Source organism: Micromonospora sp. NPDC047756 (assembly GCF_055587245.1).
On sequence record NZ_JBVJGQ010000003.1, the window covers coordinates 382,282 to 400,176 of the forward strand.

Sequence of the window (17,895 nt, forward strand, 5' to 3'; positions counted from 1 at the left end):
GATGCACCACGCCAACCACTTCTACGGCCACGCGCACGTGCTGGCCCGCTACGCCGGCCTCGGCGACCGGCACCCACCCCGGATCAACGGGTACGTGCAGCACGGCTGGAACATCGGTGACGGCCTGGCCCCCGGCCACCCGTACGCCGAACGCACCCCCAGCCTGCTCTGGTCGGAGCAGACCCGTCGTCGGGCCTGGTCGGTGGGACGACGCAACGTGGTCGTCATCGGCGCACCGTTCAGCTACCTGCTGGCCATGCGACCCGAGGAACCACCGGCCGAGGAGCGGGAGGGCACCATCTGGTACCCGTTCCACGGCTGGGAGGGTCAACACGTCAAGGGCGACCACCGCAAACTGATCGCCCTCATTCAGGACACCGAGCCCGGCCCGGTCACGGTCTGCCTCTACTGGCACGAGTACCGGATGCGCAACGTGCGCCGGCTCTACGAGCGCGCCGGGTTCCGGGTGATCTGCCACGGCTACCGGGGACACTGGTGGAAGGACACCGATCCGGAGTTCCTCGACCGACAGCTCACCGAACTGCGCCGGCACCGCCGGGTAGCATCCAACCGGCTGACCAGCGCGATCTTCTACGGCATCGCGGCCGGATGCGAACCGGCGGTCTACGGCGACCCGATGATCCTGTCCAACGAGGACCCCACCTTCGGTGGCACCGCTCGGATCCGACGGCAGTGGCCACAGCTGCACGGCACCGTTGTCGACCTGCCCACCGCCGTCGAGATCGCCCGCGCCGAGCTGGGCACCGACCACCGCTGCGCGCCGGCCGAGCTTCGCGAGCTGCTCGGTTGGGCGAATCTCCAGGAGGAAGAGGAAGACAGTGACGACTGAGACGGCACCCGCCGACCGGATCACCCTGCCGGGCGGCGAGATGCTGGCCTGGTCGGACCTGCCGCAGGAACGGTTGGCCAACGGTGGGCCGCTCGCCGCGCTGGCCGCACGGCTGGTGCCGCCCGGCGCCCGGGTCCTGGTGGCCGGTCCACACGACCCGGCGCTGCTCGACCAGCTCACCCACGCCGAGGTCACCTGTCTGCTGCGCAGCCACCCGGACGCGGTGGCGCTCGCGGACCGGGCCGCCCGCGTGGTGGTGGGTGGCCCGGCCGGGATACCGGACGACGAGACGTACGACGTGGTGATCGCGGCTGCCGGGTTGGAACCGGTGGAGTCGGTGGAGGGCACCCGCCTCGGCTGGGACGCCGTGCTGGCACGACTCGTCGCCGCGATCCGGCCGGGAGGCGCGTTGCTGCTGCGCCTGGACAACCCGCTGGGCCTGCACCGGCTCGTCGACACCAGCCCCTGGTACGCCCGCCGGGACGACTCCGCCTGGACCATCGGCGGCGTGCTGGACCGCGCCCACCCGGCCAACCGGGACCAACTGCGCGAGCGGCTCCGCGCGGCGGGGCTGCGGCCGGCCGCGTGCTGGGCCGCGTACCCCGATGTCAGCATCCCGACGGCGCTGCTGGACGCCGACCACCTCGACCGCGACGCGGGCTCCGGCCTGTTCGACGCGGTGCTGCACGGCGCCTGCGCCGGGGGTTTCACCAGCGCCACAGTGCTGCAGGACCCGGCCCGGCTCGCGGTGGACGCCCTGCACGCCGGGCGTGCCGCCGACCTCGCACCGGGCTGGCTGACCCTCGCCCACCGGCCCGCCGACACCACGGACCCGGCCGCGCCGACCGTCGAGGCGGACCTGCCGGTGGCTCTCGTGCAGACCGGTCGCCCCGGCATCGGCGTGCTGGAGGTGCTGCACGGCCCGTCCGGTTGGCGCTGGGGGCTCATCCCGGCCACCGACCCGACCACACCGGCCGTCGCGCCGTTCGCCAGCCGCGAGACCGCCTACCGGGACGCCGACGCGTTGTCCGGACCGGTGCCGTCCGGCCGGCTGCTGCGTACCCTGCTGCTCGACGCCTCGCTGCGCCGCGACCTGGCCACCCTGCGCGCGCTGCTGCACGGGTACGCGGTCTGGCTCGCCGACCAGACCGATGCCGACGGCCGGATCGCCGGCGCGGCGGCGCTGGCCGGCGCCGACAACGTGGTGGTCGACGGCGAGCGGTACGCGGTGCTCGACCCCAGCTGGCGGGCCACCGCCCCGTTGCCCGCCGACGTGGTGCTCGCGCGCGGGCTGTGGCGCTTCGCCGCGGGCCTGCTCACCGGCGGGTACGCCCACCCGTGGTCGTCCACTCTCGACGTCGCGGGTCTGACCGTGGTGCTCGGCGGACTCGCCGGCCACGACCTCGACCGCGCGACGGTCAGCGAGGCGATCGAGGCCGAGGCGGCCATCACCGCCGCGCTGCACGGGCTCGACGCCGACGGCACGGTCGGCTTCGCCAACGAACTGCACGCCGTCGCGCCGACCGACCCGCCGGTCGGCGGGCACAGCTACCAGCAGCTCCGCGAGGCGTGGCTGCGCCAGCGCGAGGAACTCGCCCGATTGGCGGCGCTGAACGCGTGGACCGAGGACCTGCTCACCTCGCGGGAACGGGCGCTGCGCCGGGCCGAGACGACGATCAGCCTGCTCAGCGGGTCGATCAGCTACCGGGTGGGTCGGCTCGCCATCACCCCGGCCCGGTTGGCCAAACGGGGTGCCCGCGCCGCCAAACGCCGGGCCACCGCGGTGCTGTCCCCCAAGCAGGAGGAGCAGCAGTGACCGGCGTACCGCGGATCGTCGGCATCGTGCAGGCTCGGATGGGTTCGTCCCGGCTGCCCGGCAAGGTGCTCCGCCCGCTCGCCGGACGCTCAGTGCTGGGCCGGGTCGTACGCGCCGCCCGGGACAGCGGCGTCCTGGCCGACCTCGTCGTCGCCACCAGCACCGACGCGGTCGACGACGCGGTGGCCACCGAGTGCGCGCGGCTCGACGTGCCGTGCCACCGCGGGCCGGTCGACGACGTGCTGGACCGGTTCGTGGGGGCTCTCGCGGCGCACCCGGGAGACGCCGTCATGCGGTTCACCGCCGACTGCCCCCTGCTCGACCCGGAGATCATCACCCTGGTCGCCTCGGTGTACCGGGCGGTCCCCGGGCTGGACTACGCCAGCACCTCCATCGCCCGGACCCTGCCCCGAGGGCTGGACGTCGAGATCATCCGAGCGGAGACACTGCGCACCCTGGGCCGGCTCGCCACTGACCACCACCGGGTGCACGTCACCTCGTACGCGTACACCCATCCGGAGCTGTTCCGGGTGCTCGGGGTGACGCTCACCCCGGACCGCTCCGCGCTGCGGCTCACCCTCGACACCGAGCAGGACTGGACGCTGGTCAGCGCGATCATCGACCACTTCGGTGACGTCAGCGTGCCCCTGGCCAAGCTCGCCGACTGGCTCGACGGCCAACCCCGGCTGCGCGCCCTCAACGCCAACGTACGTCAGAAGCACCTGGAGGAATCCTGAGCACCCTGAGGGTCGGGTTGCGCTGCGACGCCGGGCCACGGCGCGGCGTCGGCCACCTCGTCCGCTGCCTCGCGCTCGCCGAGGAGTTCCTCGCCAGGGGCGCCGACGTCACGGTGTTCGGCACCGTCGAACGGCTCGACTGGGCAACCGCGGAGCTGGCCGCGCGGGGCATCCCGCTGCTCCCCGGCCCGGATTCGGCTGCCGACCTGGTCGAGGCGGCCCGCCGACACCACCTGGACGTACTGGTCCTCGACTCCTACGAACTGGACCCGGCCGGAGCCGGCGCCGTGCGCGCCGCCGGCGTCCACACCCTCGCCATCATCGACGGCGACAGCCGGGGCCAGGTCGCGGACCTCTACCTCGACCAGAACTTCGGAGCGGAGCCGGGTTCCGGGGCGGAGTCGCCGGGGCTGGGTCCCGGGGCGGGGCTGCCCGAGCGGGGTTCCACCGCGGAGCTGCCCGGCCGACTGCTCGCCGGGAGCGGGTACGCCCTGCTGCGCGACGCCGTGATCAGCGCCCGGCCGCCGGTCGCCCCTCGCGCCACGGCGGTCAGCCGCCCCCGGGTGCTGGCCTTCTTCGGCGGCACCGATGCGGTCGGCGCGGCCCCCGTCCTGACCAGGGTGCTGGCGGCCACCGGCCACCCGATGGACCTCACGGTCATCGTCGGCCGACCCGAGATCGAGGCGGAGGTCGACGATGTCGCCCCCGGTCGGGGTCAGACCATCCGAGCGGTCCCGCCCACCACCTCGCTGCCGGCGCTGATCACCGAAGCCGACCTCGTGGTGAGCGCCGCCGGCACGTCCACCTGGGAACTCTGCTGCCTCGGCGCACCCAGCGCACTGGTCTGCGTGGTCGACAACCAACGTGAGTCGTACACCCGGGTGGTTCGCCACGGCCTGGCCGCCGGCCTCGGCGAGCTGCCGGAGCTGACCGCCGGCGGCGTCGCCGGACGAGCCGCCCGCGCGGCGGCGGCGCGGACCCTGCACGGGCTGCTCAGCTCGCCGCAGCGGCGCGCGACGCTCGCCGCCCGCGCCTGGTCCACCGTCGACGGCCAGGGCCGGGCGCGGGTGGTGGACGCGGTGTTCGACGCCGTACGCGCCGCCACCGTCCCGAACTGACCGCGTCGTCCCCCTCGAAGGCGACTTGATCCGGGACCGATCGCGATCTTGGCCGGGGGTTGACGCCGGACGCCACTAGTACGGGTGTACGAAAGTGCTGCTAGGGTGGGCCAATGACGCAGGCCGCCTACCAGCCGTCGATGCTCGACCTGGCCGACACCGGGCCGACCCTGGGGCCGCTGCCCGGCCAGATCCGCCGGCACCAGCTCAGCCGGGGCGCCTGGGTCGACCACCTCCCCGGCTGGGTGCGCGGCTCCGACACCGTCCTCGACACCCTGCTCACCGAGGTGCCCTGGCGTGCCGAACGGCGCACCATGTATGACGCCGAGGTCGACGTGCCCCGCCTGCTCTGCTGGTACGACGAGGCGCGGCAACTCCCCCACCCCGTCCTCACCGCCGCGCGGACCGCACTCACCGAGCACTACGCGCCCGAGCTGGGCGAGCCCTTTGTCACCGCCGGCATGTGCCTCTACCGCTGCGGGCGCGACAGCGTGGCCTGGCACGGCGACACCATCGGTCGCTCGGCGCACAGCGACACCATCGTCGCGATCGTCTCCTTCGGGTCACCCCGGCCGTTGCTGCTGCGCCCCCGCGGCGGCGGCGAGAGCCTGCGCTTCCCGGTGGGCCACGGCGACCTGATCGTCATGGGCGGCTCCTGCCAACGCACCTGGGAACACGCCATCCCCAAGACCACCCGCCCGGTGGGCCCCCGGGTGAGCGTCCAGTTCCGCCCCCACAACGTCGCGTAACTAGGACGGAACCAGACGTTCAAGGCGGCTGCGGACCTCCTCGGCTGCGGGGTCGCCGACCTCCTCGTAAATCCGCACAGCCAGCCGCCAAGCGGCAGCGGCAGCGTCGCGGTCGCCCATCCCTTCCCGGGTTTCCCCAAGCCGGATGAGGGTCTCCGCTTCGTGATACCGGTCCGCGGAGTCGCGAAAGAGCTCGATCGCCTGCTCGTAGCAGTTGGCCGCGCGGTCGCGGTCACCCAGGCGGTCGTAGGCGAAGCCGAGGCTGTCGAGCGTCGCAGCCTGACCATTGCGGTCGTCGGTCCGTCGTTGCTGGTCGAGGGCCTCGGTGCAACTGGCGATGGCCTGGACGTAATCGCCTGTGGTGGCGAGCAGCCAACCGATCGCGTTGAGCGTCCGGGCTTCGCCCGCGTGATTGCCGACCAGCCGGTAGAGCCGCAGTGCCTCGCGACCGTGTGCGAGCGCCTCGTCGAGCCGGCCGTCCAGGTAGCAGAGTTCGCAGTAGTTGTGCAGCGTCTGGGCCTGGCCGATCGGGTCGCCGAGACGTTCGTGCAGCTCGAGCGCACGCTTGAGCCGGTACTCGGCCGTGGTGCGGTCGCCCAGTCGGGTCAGCGCGCGGGAGACCAGCCGGTTGGCGACGGCCTGACCGGGGAGGTCGTCGATCTTTTCCGCGGCACCCAGCGCGACCTCCTGGATGTCGAGCTGGTCCTGCCAGAGACCGCGCGGTGCCACGAAGGTGGTTAGCGCCCAGGCGATCTGCCAGGCGTACGTCTCGAAGCCGTTCTCGGCGGCCTGTCGGACCACCCGGACCAGCACCCGATGCTCCGCCGTGAACCAGACGAGCGCGCCGTCATGATCGGTTACCGGCGACCTGGCGGGTACGGACAGTGGCGGCACCGGCTCGATCGAGGGCCACTGCGGCTGGAGCAGCCGGGCGGCCGGATAGGCGGCATGCAGGTAGTGGTCGTACAGGCGTCGTCGGGCCGCGACGTGTTCGTCGCCGCGCTCCGACGACTGTGCGAGCTCGGCCGCATAGGCGCGCAGAAGATCATGAAAGGCGAACCGGCCGGGCGCGTGCTCAGCCAGCAGATGGAGCCGAGTCAGTTCCCGCAGGATCGGCGTGACCGCAGCAGCCGACACACCGGCGAGCGCCGAGGCCGCAGCGGTGGTCAGGTCCGGGCCCGGATGCAGCCCCAGCAGGGTGAACAGCCGGGCGGCGTCCGCCCCCAGGGCCAGGAACGACCACGAGAAGACGCGCCGGACGTCACCGTCGGCCAACGCGTCGAGCCTCGCCTCGGCCGAGTGCAGTTCGGCGGCGATCGCACCGAGCGGGAACGTGGGATGGGTCGCCACCCGCGCCGCCACTATCGACAGCGCCAGCGGAAGCCGGCCGGCGGCCTCGATGATGTCGGCCACGGCCACCGACTCGGAGGCGAGCCGGCTGACCCCGAGACGTCTGGCGAGCAGGCTCCTCGACTCCTCCGCCGTGAGCACGTCCAGTGTCAACGGCGTGGCACACTCGGCGGCGATCAGGCCGCCGAGACGATCACGGCTGGTGACCACGACCATGCAGCTGCCCGCACCGGGCAGCAGGGCGTGCACCTGGGCGGAGTCGCGAGCGTTGTCCAGCACCAGAAGCATCCGACGCGAAGCCAAGAGGCTGCGGTAGAGACCAGTCCGAGCCTCCATGTCGGAGGGAATCCGGGCGTGCGGCACGCCGAGCGCTTCGAGGAAGCCGGACAGGGCGTCGGACGGGGACACCACGCCGGCTTCGTCGTAGCCGCGAAGGTTCACATAGAGCTGACCGTCCGGAAAGCGGTCGGCAACCCGGTGCGCCCAGTGCAACGCCAGGGCCGTCTTGCCGACCCCGGCCATGCCGGACACCACGGAGATGACCACGCTCGCCGGCCCCTCAGCACCGCCCTGCAGAAGCCCGTCGAGGCCCGCCAACTCGACGCTGCGTCCAACGAACCCCGGCACCGCGCGCGGCAGTTGCTCGGGGCGCTGAATGAGCGGCGCCCCTGTCGTCTCCGACGCCGGCCGGCCCGGCCCCGCTGGCGGTTGCGCCGTCAGGCCCGGGCGGTGATGCAGGATGTCGCCGTACAGTGTGACGAGTTCCGGCGCCGGATCGAGGCCGGTCTCCTCCGCGAGCCTCTGTCGGGCCTGCCGGAAAGCATCAAGCGCGCCGGCCACGTCCCCGATGCGGTACAGACCCACCATCAGCTGGCCCCACGCCCGCTGCCGCAACGGATGCCGGTCGAGCAGGCCGCGCAACCGGTGCACGACGTCGGCCGACGCGCCGCGGGCCAGCATCGCCTCGGCGTAGTCCTCCTCGACGAGCAGCCGACGCTCCTCCAACTGCACCACCCGCCGAGACAGCGTCGAGCGCAGCGGCAGGTCAGACAGCGGAACACCACGCCACAGGCGCATTGCGGCGGAGAATTCGGCCTCAGCCCGGTCCAGATCGGAAGCGGCGAGCGCCTCGCGGCCCCGCGCCGCCGCGTCGTCGAACAGGTCCAGGTCCCGTTCGCCTGGGCCCACCCGCAGCAGGTAGCCGCCTGCCGTAGCGGTTATCCCATCCCAGGTCGCCCCATCACCCAGCGACCGCCGCAACCCGCGGACATAGGTGCGCAGATTCGCGGCGGCCGACGCCGGCTCTTCGTCGCCCCACAGCATCGCGGCCAACTCGTTGGTGCCGACGACCTCGTTCGGGCGCAGCAGCAGGGTCGCCAGCAGGAGACGCTGCTTCACCGGGCCCAGTGCAACCGAACGGTCGTCGCGGTACACCCGGATCGGGCCAAGGAGTTCGAAACGCAACCAGGCACCTCACATGTGGGCACAGCCATGTACCGCAACGCGCACAACACCCGGACAACGCGGGCGAGTAAATGATCTATGCGCTAGTTGTACGGCGGTTGTACCGGCCCCACCGTACCTTCTCCACGGGGGGCCCCGGAGCGGTGAGGACGGTTCTACCGTCCTCACCGCCCCATCCAAGAGCACCAATCGCCAGGACTGGTCGCACGACGATGGAACGAAGTCGAACCGGACCGTCCACACCGGGCGCGAGGCAGCTCGCCTCGTCGTGCCAGGTCTGACACCGCCGGCTGCGCGTCGCCCAGCACCGATGCCCCCCAACGAATCCCGACCGAAGGAGATGCATGTCGTCGCACCGCTCCATCCGCCGCGTCCTCAAGAAAGCTGCGGTACCCGCCATCGGCGCGGCACTGGCCATCGGCGTCAACGTCACCATCGCCACGCCGGCCGCAGCCAGCGGCTCCTACACGGGCAGGGCGTACGTCCATGGCACCGGCGCGGTGTCTGACGACTTCGACGACGAAGGCGTCACCAACGTCACCACGCACCGCAACTCGAACGTCGCCTGTCTGTGGCAGACGATCCTCTGGGCGAATGGCTACCTGCCCTCGTCCGGGATCGACGGCGTCTTCGGCGACCAGACCGATGCCGCGACGAGGAACTTCCAGCGCGACAAGGGCCTTTCAGCGGATGGCTCAGCAGGCCGGAACAGCTGGACCAAGGCCGGCGACAGGCTGGCGCAGGACGACAGCCAGAACGGATGGGTATACGTGGTGTACCGAGGGGCGACGGGTTCCCGGAGTCCGTACGGCTCGCACCAGTTCGTGCTGCAGCGTTCGCCCGACGGAAACTACCGGTTCTACCCGCCTCAGGGCGGCGGCCCCTACTGGGCCGCCTACAACTCCCGCACCTGCTGACCTCGCCCAGCACCGCGACGCGACGGACACCAGGCCAGCCGCTGCGCGGATCCGGGAAAATTTCGACGGATGCGCGATCGACGGGGCGCTCGGGACCAACAGCTGGAAGGCGATGCAGCGCTACCTGGCCAACTGGCCCGGCCAGCCCTCTCCCTACCGGGGTGATATCGACGGGATCGTGGGAGGCGGGACGATCGCGAGTGGCCGATCGCCACGACTGACCAGCGACTCGCGAGGTAGGTCCGATTGTCCGGACCTACCTCGCGGTTCGTGGCATCGGGCAGCCTCAGCTACCCGGTCCGCCCCAGCAACATCTCAACCGGCGGCTGCCCTAGAGGAGGCCGGCGAGTTTGTAGAGGACCAGGGAGCCGGCTACCGCGACGTTCAGGCTGTGACCGTGGCCGACCATGGGAATCTCCACCGCCGCGTCAAGATGGTCGAGCGCCTCGGGCGGGATGCCCGTCGCCTCGTGCCCCAACAGCACAACGGTGCGACCTCGAGCGGCGGGCAGATCACCGAGCCGGACGGCCTCGTCGGCCAACTCCACCCCGAGGACCCGGGCGCCGGCGGCCCGTTCGGCGGCCAGCCAGCGCAGCGGACTGCCGACCCGGTGAACGCAGCCCGGCCGACGCAGCGTGTTGCCCCGGGCCACGGCCTCGTCCACCCAACGGAACGGGGGTACGGCGAGGCAGGCGCCGACCGCATCGCACGTCCGCAACAGGGTGCCGAGATTCGCGCCGTGCAGCGGCCAGAGTGGCGCGGCGATCAGGTGACCCCAACAGCGGTGTGGCCGGGGACGGCGGGCGGCACGGAGCTCACGCCTCGGCCGGACCCGGATGGCGGCGCTCACGCCGCGTCGGCGACTCCGCCGGACAAGAAAGACATCATGTTGAGGGGTGCTTCGCGGTGCACCCGGACCCTCACCGACAACAGAGGACACCACCATAGCGCGCCGGCGGAAGCCCCACTTCGCATGATCGTGCTAGATCCAGGATCGAGTGGCATCACCGCGTCGGTGAAACCCCTACCTCCTGGATCGAGCACGATCTTCAGCAGTTCGACCATCAAGATCTGCACAGCTTCAGGGAGACTGCTGCCTGCGGCATCCCGGAAGCAGCAACTTCCCCCACGTTGTGCAGATCTTGGGGCGCCCGGCCGAGCAGGCCCGGCCGAGCGGGCCCGGCCGAGCGGGCCCGCACGCCGCACACCCCCGAGCGGGCCCGCACGCCGCACACCCCCTCCTGGGCGGCGCGCCGACGCCCGTGGCAGGGGTCAGTCGCGTTCGATCAGGTGGCCCACCACCGTCGGACCGAGCATCACCGCGAAGCCGCTGCCGTCACGGCGTGGGTCCGCCGCGGGCAGCTCCACCGGCTCGCCGGTGGCGGTCGCGCCGACCGGTCGCGGGCCCACCCAGGCGACGGCCACGTCCGTCTCACCCTTGAGGAAGCGGTGCGCGCGCACGCCGCCGGTCGCCCGGCCCTTCGCCGGGTACGCCTTGAACGGCGTCACCTTGACCGTCGCGCCGGTGGAGGTGACCACCATCGGCTCGCCGTGCCCCGGGTCGTCGGTGCGCACCGCCCCGAAGAACGCCACCCGCGCCCCGACCGGCAGGTTGATGCCGGCCATACCGCCGCCCTTGAGGCCCTGTGGGCGGACCAACCCGGCGGGGAAGCGCAACAGGGACGCCTCCGAGGTGACGAAGGTCAGCGTCTCGGTGCCGTCGGTCAGCCAGGTCGCCCCGACCACCTCGTCGCCGTCGCGCAGACCGATCACCTCGAACTCGTCGGACCGCACCGGCCACTCCGGCGCGCAGATCTTCACCGCGCCCTGTCGGGTGCCCAACGCCAGCCCCGGTGAGCCCTCCGCCTGCCCGCCGAGCGGGGCCAGACCGACGACGGTCTCCCCCGCCGCCAACGGCACCAGCTCGGCGGCGGACATACCACCACGCAGCGACACGGTGCCCGCCTGCTCGGGCAGCACCGGCAGTGGCAGGACGTCGACCTTGAACGCCCGACCGGCGCTGGTCAACAGCAGCACCCGACCACGGGCGGTGGAGTGCACGATGGCGCGTACCGTGTCGTGCTTGACCCGGCCGTTACGTCGGCGCCCCTCGGCGCTCTCCTCCGACTCGGCCGCGGTCCGCGCGACCAGCCCGGTCGCGGAGAGGATCACCTGGCACGGGTCGTCGGCGACCTCCAGCGGGCCGGCCGGTACGGACGCGGCCAACACCTCCTTGAGGTCACCGTCGACAAGCGTCGTACGACGTTCGGTGCCGAACTGCCTGACCACGGTGGCCAGCTCGTCGGAGACCACCTTCCGGAGCACCCGCTCGTCGTCGAGGATCTTGCTCAGCTCGGCGATCTCGGCGCGCAGCCGCTCCTGCTCAGCCTCCAGCTCGATCCGGTCGAACTTGGTCAGCCGGCGCAACGGAGTGTCCAGGATGTACGTCGCCTGGATGTCGGAGAGGCCGAACCGGCTCATCAGCCCGTCCTTCGCTGCCTGAGCGTCGTCGCTGCCCCGGATCAGCCGGACCACCTCGTCGATGTCGAGCAGCGCGATCAGCAGACCGTCGACCAGGTGCAGCCGCTCCTGACGCTTGCGTCGCCGGTACGAGGTACGCCGGGTGACGACCTCGTACCGGTGGGCCAGGAAGACCTCCAGCAGCGCCTTGAGGCCCAGCGTGCGCGGCTGCCCGTCGACCAGGACCAGGTTGTTGACGCCGAACGACTGCTCCAGCGGGGTCAGCCGGTAGAGGTCGGCGAGCAACGCCTGCGGGTTGACGCCCACCTTGCACTCGACGACGAGCCGGGTGCCGCTCTCCCGGTCGGTGAGGTCCTTGACGTCGGCGATGCCGGTCAGCCGCTTGGTCTTGGTGACCTCGTTGGTGATCGCGGCGATGACCTTCTCCGCGCCGACGCCGTAGGGCAGCTCGACAACAGTGATCGCCTGACGGCCCCGGCTGCCCTCGATCGGGCCGATCTCCACCTTGCCGCGCATCCGCACCACGCCGCGGCCGGTCTCGTACGCCCGGCGCACCTCGTCCAGGCCGAGCAGCACGCCGCCGGTGGGCAGGTCGGGGCCGGGGACGAACTCCATGAGTTTGTCCAGAGTGGCGTCGGGGTGGTTGATCAGCCAGCGGGCCGCGGAGACGACCTCTGCCAGGTTGTGCGGGATCATGTTGGTGGCCATCCCGACCGCGATCCCGGAAGCGCCGTTGACCAGCAGGTTGGGGAAGGCCGCCGGCAGCACTGTCGGCTGGGTCAGCGACCCGTCGTAGTTGGGTTCGACGTCGACGGTGTCCTCGCCCAGCTCGCCGACGAGCAGCATGGCCTCGCGGGACATCCGGGCCTCCGTGTAACGCGAGGCGGCGGGGCCGTCGTCGGGGCTGCCGAAGTTGCCGTGCCCGTCGATGAGCGGCACGTTGAGGGAGAAGTCCTGGGCGAGGCGGACCATGGCGTCGTAGATCGCCGTGTCGCCGTGCGGATGGTACTTACCCATGCAGTTGTGAACGACGTAGCCCTCGGCGACGAACGCGTGCTCGTCACTGCCAACCTGAATGTCGTACGTAACGTCGGGTGACACCTCCTCGACCGAGGTGACTCGGAGAAACGAGCTCCCGACCAACGCTTCCAGTCGAGCTGCGAGTGGAGAGCCGAGGCGGTGGAGCTTGTCGATCCAACCGTCCCGGACCGCACGCTCCAACTGGAACGACCGGTCCGCAAGCGCTACGCCATTGCGGTCCTTGCCGTACCGTACCTTCGGTCCGCCGCTCGCCGAGAGCGAGGCGCGAAACGCCTGGCCGTCTTGGTCCCGGAACCACCCGCCGCCCTGGTGCGCGGCCGTGAACTCCGCGACGACCGGACCGTACGGCAACCGGTCGTCGCCCTGCTTGCCGCTGTACTCGTAGCCGATATCGGTAACCCGCTGCAAGCCATCGTGCTTGTATCCGATCCGCACCCAGGGCAACAGCAAACGGGCAAGCTCTGCGGCGTCCCGCCCGGAGACCGATAGGCCAAAGAGTGGGTTACCGGCGGAGGCACGACCGCTGATCCAGTGATGCCCATGCAGCCCAAGGTCGGCGAGCATGGCGTAGATCTGCCGTACCAGCACCTCGCTCGTGCTGACGAAGACGATCTCCCTGAAGCGCTTACGGACGTAACCGTCTCCGTCGAAGAAGCCAGCGAGGAACGGTGCCCACGCCGATCGGTTTTCGACGATGTCACGGGGAACGTACTTGTCGCGGCTGAGCGGTTCCGTGGCCTGCAGCAGCCCTTCGTGCCGACTGAAGGTCAGAATGTGCTGGTCGCGATGGAGGGGATTGCGTGCCTCGCGCTTATCTCGGGAGACGTTCACCCCACTGGCGATGGCCCAGCCGTGAGCGACATCGAGCGGTTCGATGTCACACATGTGGATCCGAACCCGGCCGTCCGCCGCGCGGTTCCGGTCGGCCGGGAAGCCCTCGGCTACCAGCAGTCCGCGCACGTAGTCGTAGACGTTGCCAGGTTGCGTCGACACCTCGCTACGGCGGCTCCCGTAGGCCAGCGAAAGGCGTCCCGCCAGATCCCGAGCCTCGGCCCACTGCACCGAGAGGTCGTCCGCGACCACCCGGAAGCGTTGGCCTGGGGTGACGAGCATCGTGTGCCCATTACTCCAGGTGACGCGAACGAGGGCGGAGGTCGGGTTTCGATACACGGCGGTGACCGGGACCGAAGCGCCCTCACCGTCCAGCACGAGGTCCCCGACCTCAATCTCCTCGATCGGTCGCAGGCCGTCAGGCGTGGAGACCAGCGTGCCGGCAACGAAGCAGTCGCCGACGATCCGCGCGGACTTCACGTGCCCACGGTCGGGGCGGTAGCCCTGCTCGTACATCGACCAGAGAATGCGCCGGTGCACGGGCTTGAGGCCGTCGCGGGCGTCGGGCAGGGCGCGGGAGTGGATGACCGAGAACGCGTACTCCAGGTAGGAGTCGGAGACCTCGGTGACCAGCGGGTTGTCGAAGACCCGCGCGCCGGCCTGGTCGAACGAGGAGAGGTCGACCTTGTTTTCCTTACGGCGTGCCATGACTCAGCTCTCCATCGGAACGGATCGGGCGCTCACGCCGTCGCTTCGCGACGGCACGAGACACCATCGCGCTGTATCGAGATTCGCTCGCTGTCGCTCGCTCACGCGTCGATCGCATCCCGGTCGACGCGGTCGGCGGAGTCGATGAGCCAGTTGCGGCGCGGCTCGACCTTCTCGCCCATCAGCAGTTCGAGGATGCGTTCGGCGGCGTCGACGTCGTCGAGGGTGATCCGGCGGACGGCTCGGGTGGCCGGGTTCATCGTGGTGTCCCACAACTCGTCGGCGTCCATCTCACCGAGACCCTTGAACCGTGGAATGGGTGTGACGATCTGCTTGCCGGCCTTCTCCAGCTTGCGGACCGTCGTCTCCATCTCGGCCTGGGTGTAGGTGTAGACCGTCTGCGGACTGCGCCCCTTGGTGGTGATCTTGTGCAGGGGTGGCATCGCCGCATAGAGCCGACCGGCCTCGATCAGCGGTCGCATGTACCGGGCGAACAGAGTGATCAGCAGTGTCCGGATGTGGGCGCCGTCCACGTCGGCGTCGGCCATGATCAGCACACGGCCGTAGCGCAGCGCGGAGAGGTCGAAGGTGCGCCCCGAGCCGGCGCCGAGGACCTGCACGATCGCCGCGCACTCGGCATTGTCCAGAACCTGCTGGAGGTTGGCCTTCTGCACGTTGAGGATCTTGCCGCGGATCGGCAGCAGCGCCTGGTATTCCGAGGAACGGGCCATCCGGCTCGTACCCAGGGCGCTGTCACCCTCGACGATGAACAGCTCGCTGCGGTCGATGCCGGTGGCCCGGCAGTCGACGAGCTTCGGCGGCATGGACGCGCCCTCCAGGGCGGTCTTGCGCCGGGCGGCGTCCTTCTGTTGCTTCTGGGTGAGCCGCACCCGGGCGGCGTCGACGATCTTCTGCAGGACGGTGCGCGCCTCGGCCTTGGTGCGCCGGTCCTCCAGCCATGCCTTGATGTGGGCGTCGACCAGGGACTGGAGAACCTTGGTGATGCCGGTCGTGGAGAGCTCGTCCTTGGTCTGCGAGGTGAACTGCGGCTCGGGGATCCGCACGTGCACCACCGCCGTCATCCCCTCCAGGACGTCGTCCAGGGTGGGCGGCTCCTCCTTGGCCTTGAGCAGACCGCGGGTGTTGCGGATCGCGTCGGCGAGGGCGCGGACGAGGGCCCGCTCGAAACCCTTGCGGTGGGTGCCGCCGTGCGCGTTGCGGATGGTGTTGGTGAAGCACTCGACGGTGCGCTCGTAACCGGTGCCCCACCGGAACGCGACCTCGACCTCGGCGCGCCGCTGCACGTTGGACTGCATGACGCCATTGGCGTCGGCGGCGTTCTCGCGGTAGGTGCCTTCGCCGTTGACCAGCAGGGTGCCGGAGACCGGCCGGTCGCCGGCCGGCGCGAGGAACTCCACCATGTCGCTGAGCCCGTTGGGGTAGTGGAACTTCTCTTCTGCGGGTGCCTCACCGGTCAGGTCGCGGAGCAGGTAGGTCACGCCGGGGACCAGGAAGGCGGTGTTGCGCAGCTTCATCCGGACGGCGTCGACGTCGAGCGCGGCGCCGGTCTCGAAGTAGCGGGCGTCATGCCACCAGCGGATCGAGGTGCCGGTGCGCTGGCCGCGCTTCATGGCGCCGGTCACCTGGAGCCCGGGGCCGGCGGTGAAGGGGGCGTCCGGCCCGTCGCCGCCGAAGATGCCCGGGACGCCGTGTCGGAACGACATCGCGTGGATCTTGCCGGCCCGACGGACGGTGACGTCGAAGCGACGGGACAGCGCGTTGACGGCGGACGCGCCGACGCCGTGCAGACCCCCGGAGGTCTTGTAGCCGGAGCCGCCGAACTTGCCGCCGGCGTGCAACCGGGTCAGCACCAGCTCGACGCCGGAGATGCCGGACTTGGCGTGCACGTCGGTGGGAATGCCCCGGCCGTCGTCGTCGACCTGCACCGAGCCGTCGGCGTGCAGGATCACCTCGACGTGGCTGGCGTGACCGGCGACACCCTCGTCGGTGGAGTTGTCGAGGATCTCGTTGACGAGGTGACCCACGCCACGGCTGTCGGTGGAGCCGATGTACATCCCGGGCCGCTTGCGGACAGCGTCCAGCCCCTCAAGGTGGGTGAGGTCATCGGCCCCGTACAGGGTGTCTGGCTCTGCGGTCAACTGGTCGTACTCCCCGGTCTCGGCGGTGTGCTGCCGGTCACCGGCGACATCAGCCGGCGTGGCGCGCCGCAGCGAGCCTAGCCCGAGGCTAGGACAAGTGTCGGAGGCCCTGTGCGACCCGCCGCGCGGGGCGCTCCGGACGTGAGGCAACGAACAGCCGACTGCTGATCATGGAACCACGCGGAGACACCGCCACCGGTACGCGGGGCCACCTCGACGCGTTAACCCCTCGCGCCTACGGGCCCGTGTCTTTCGTCGAACGAATCTGTTACGGGCCATTGACGCCTGTCGCGCCGGGGTGATCTGATCGCGCTCTCAGAGAATCTTTCATCTTTCGATGGTTGGGGGCCCCATGCCCAGGTTCCGGCGTACCGCGCTCGCCGCGGGACTAACGATCGCCATGGCCGCGTTGTCGACCGCCGTCGCGCTGCCCGCACCCGCGTCCGCCGCGCTGCCCACCGCCGCGGTGGCACTCGGGGACAGCTTCATCAGTGGCGAGGGCGCCGGGGCGTACACCTCGGTCGTCGACGTCAACGGAGTCAGCCAGGGCTTCCCCGGCTGGACGGCGGCGAACAACAACGCGTTCTTCTGCCACCGTTCGGCGAACGCCTCGCTCAACCAGGCCAACCTGCCGGGCATCCAGAACCGGTTCAACCTGGCCTGTTCCGGTGGCCAGCCACACGACATCGCCAACGCCTCCCAGGCGCGGACCAACGGTCGTACCGTGGCCTCGCAGCTGAGCCAGCTGCGCGCCGTCGCGCAGACCCAGGACATCGACCTGGTGCTGATCGGCCTCGGCTCCAACAACAGCTCGTTCACCTTCGGCAGCGTCGCGGAGAAGTGCGCCAACCGGTTCATCGCCGACGCCTGGACCGGCTGGTGGGAGTTCTGGGCGTACCTGAACGGGCCAGTGGAGCAGAAGCCGTGCAGCGACGCCGACCTGGCCACCGCCGCGCAGCTCAGCGCCGCGACCGCGGAGACCACCGCGGCCGTACGCCAGATCCTGACCACCCTCGACCAGGTGGACGCGGACGGGCAGCACCGGGTGGTGTTCCAGGACTACACGAACCCGCTGCCGCTGGACCTGAACCCGCAGTTCCACGAGGAGGACAGCCGGGACGACACCCGGGACAAGTTCCGTGACCTGGGTGCCGAGCGGTACGCGGGCGGTTGCCCGATCCACCGGGCCAGCCTGGCGCCGGGGCACCGCTTCTCCCAGGGTCTGGGCGGCATCGTGAAGTCCACCCGGGACACTCTGGCCGCCGAGTTCCCCGCCGACGACCTGGTGTACCTCAACGTGCAGCAGGCCTTCAACGGCGCCCGGCTCTGCGAGCAGACCAGCAGCCCGAGTGGCGCGTTGGCCACCCCGATCCGGCTCCAGGACGGCGCGACCGGCACCTTCGTCACCAGCCTCGCCGGCAAGGACAAGATCGCCATCCAGCGCATCGCCAATACCTGCGTCAGCTACTTCCAGACCTGCCAGGAGTCGTGGCACCCGAACGCCACCGGGCACCAGGTGCTCGGCCAGTGCCTGAGCGGCGCGGCCTCCACCAGCGCCCGAGCGGTGGCCTGCGTCCGGGCCAGCAACGGGGCGATCTCGGTCTCCTGACCGCAGCGTCTCCTTCGGAGGGCTCCGCCGACCGGCGGGGCCCTCCGTCGCGTCCGCCGAGCGCG

General features: G+C 70.9%; 11 protein-coding genes and 2 pseudogenes. 7 read left to right on the forward strand and 6 right to left on the reverse strand.

What is annotated here, in order from left to right:
• Position 1: 1 nt before the first annotated feature.
• From ACZ6NZ_RS11160 to ACZ6NZ_RS11180, 5 genes are all read left to right on the forward strand, one after another.
• Entirely contained in the window at positions 2 to 850 is an 849-nt protein-coding gene (locus tag ACZ6NZ_RS11160; protein ID WP_366611565.1) for a hypothetical protein, read from the forward strand.
• Positions 840 to 2,666, forward strand: coding sequence for a methyltransferase domain-containing protein (locus ACZ6NZ_RS11165; protein WP_465857895.1), 1,827 nt, complete (start codon positions 840 to 842; stop codon positions 2,664 to 2,666). The genes ACZ6NZ_RS11160 and ACZ6NZ_RS11165 overlap by 11 nt, the downstream gene beginning before the upstream one ends.
• On the forward strand, positions 2,663 to 3,403 hold the full coding sequence (locus ACZ6NZ_RS11170; protein ID WP_465857897.1) for a cytidylyltransferase domain-containing protein: 741 nt from the start codon (positions 2,663 to 2,665) through the stop codon (positions 3,401 to 3,403). Before ACZ6NZ_RS11165 ends, ACZ6NZ_RS11170 begins: the two co-directional genes overlap by 4 nt.
• Positions 3,400 to 4,521: a PseG/SpsG family protein gene (locus tag ACZ6NZ_RS11175; protein WP_465858415.1), complete on the forward strand. Its 1,122-nt coding sequence runs from the start codon at positions 3,400 to 3,402 to the stop codon at positions 4,519 to 4,521. Before ACZ6NZ_RS11170 ends, ACZ6NZ_RS11175 begins: the two co-directional genes overlap by 4 nt.
• 113 nt (positions 4,522 to 4,634) lie before the next feature.
• On the forward strand, positions 4,635 to 5,270 hold the full coding sequence (locus ACZ6NZ_RS11180; RefSeq protein WP_465857899.1) for an alpha-ketoglutarate-dependent dioxygenase AlkB: 636 nt from the start codon (positions 4,635 to 4,637) through the stop codon (positions 5,268 to 5,270).
• On the opposite strand, the gene ACZ6NZ_RS11185 is transcribed toward ACZ6NZ_RS11180, so the two are convergent.
• Positions 5,271 to 8,018: an AfsR/SARP family transcriptional regulator gene (locus tag ACZ6NZ_RS11185; RefSeq protein WP_465857901.1), complete on the reverse strand. Its 2,748-nt coding sequence runs from the start codon at positions 8,016 to 8,018 to the stop codon at positions 5,271 to 5,273. It lies immediately after the preceding gene.
• A gap of 410 nt (positions 8,019 to 8,428) precedes the next feature.
• Here ACZ6NZ_RS11185 and ACZ6NZ_RS11190 point away from each other — a divergent pair, with 410 nt between their 5' ends.
• Positions 8,429 to 9,001, forward strand: a complete 573-nt coding sequence (locus ACZ6NZ_RS11190) for a peptidoglycan-binding domain-containing protein (protein ID WP_465857903.1) — start codon at positions 8,429 to 8,431, stop codon at positions 8,999 to 9,001.
• 331 nt (positions 9,002 to 9,332) lie between these two features.
• Here ACZ6NZ_RS11190 and ACZ6NZ_RS11195 read toward each other — a convergent pair whose 3' ends face one another.
• From ACZ6NZ_RS11195 to ACZ6NZ_RS11215, 5 genes and pseudogenes are all read right to left on the reverse strand, one after another.
• Positions 9,333 to 9,851 carry a TrmH family RNA methyltransferase gene (locus ACZ6NZ_RS11195; protein WP_366611556.1) on the reverse strand — a complete coding sequence of 173 codons (519 nt, stop codon included), beginning with the start codon at positions 9,849 to 9,851 and terminating at the stop codon, positions 9,333 to 9,335.
• A gap of 422 nt (positions 9,852 to 10,273) precedes the next feature.
• A complete protein-coding gene (locus tag ACZ6NZ_RS11200) occupies positions 10,274 to 12,958 on the reverse strand; it encodes a DNA topoisomerase (ATP-hydrolyzing) (RefSeq protein WP_465858416.1) in 2,685 nt (894 codons plus the stop codon).
• Positions 12,959 to 13,006: 48 nt separating this feature from the next.
• Positions 13,007 to 13,636 (reverse strand): annotated as a pseudogene (locus tag ACZ6NZ_RS11205) (LAGLIDADG family homing endonuclease); the annotation flags it as partial.
• Positions 13,634 to 14,062, reverse strand: a pseudogene (locus tag ACZ6NZ_RS11210) (DNA gyrase subunit A); the annotation flags it as partial. The pseudogenes ACZ6NZ_RS11205 and ACZ6NZ_RS11210, both read right to left, overlap by 3 nt.
• A gap of 101 nt (positions 14,063 to 14,163) precedes the next feature.
• Positions 14,164 to 16,221: a DNA gyrase/topoisomerase IV subunit B gene (locus ACZ6NZ_RS11215; RefSeq protein WP_366611555.1), complete on the reverse strand. Its 2,058-nt coding sequence runs from the start codon at positions 16,219 to 16,221 to the stop codon at positions 14,164 to 14,166.
• A gap of 352 nt (positions 16,222 to 16,573) precedes the next feature.
• Here ACZ6NZ_RS11215 and ACZ6NZ_RS11220 point away from each other — a divergent pair, with 352 nt between their 5' ends.
• Entirely contained in the window at positions 16,574 to 17,830 is a 1,257-nt protein-coding gene (locus tag ACZ6NZ_RS11220; protein ID WP_465857906.1) for an SGNH/GDSL hydrolase family protein, read from the forward strand.
• The last annotated feature ends 65 nt before the right edge of the window (positions 17,831 to 17,895 follow it).

What these genes read in the sequence shown, in the direction of transcription:
- ACZ6NZ_RS11190 (WP_465857903.1), top strand. Translation starts at nt 8,429, where the DNA reads ATGTCGTCGCACCGCTCCATCCGCCGCGTCCTCAAGAAAGCTGCGGTA.
- ACZ6NZ_RS11160 (WP_366611565.1), top strand. Translation starts at nt 2, where the DNA reads ATGCACCACGCCAACCACTTCTACGGCCACGCGCACGTGCTGGCCCGC.
- ACZ6NZ_RS11220 (WP_465857906.1), top strand. Translation starts at nt 16,574, where the DNA reads ATGCCCAGGTTCCGGCGTACCGCGCTCGCCGCGGGACTAACGATCGCC.
- ACZ6NZ_RS11180 (WP_465857899.1), top strand. Translation starts at nt 4,635, where the DNA reads ATGACGCAGGCCGCCTACCAGCCGTCGATGCTCGACCTGGCCGACACC.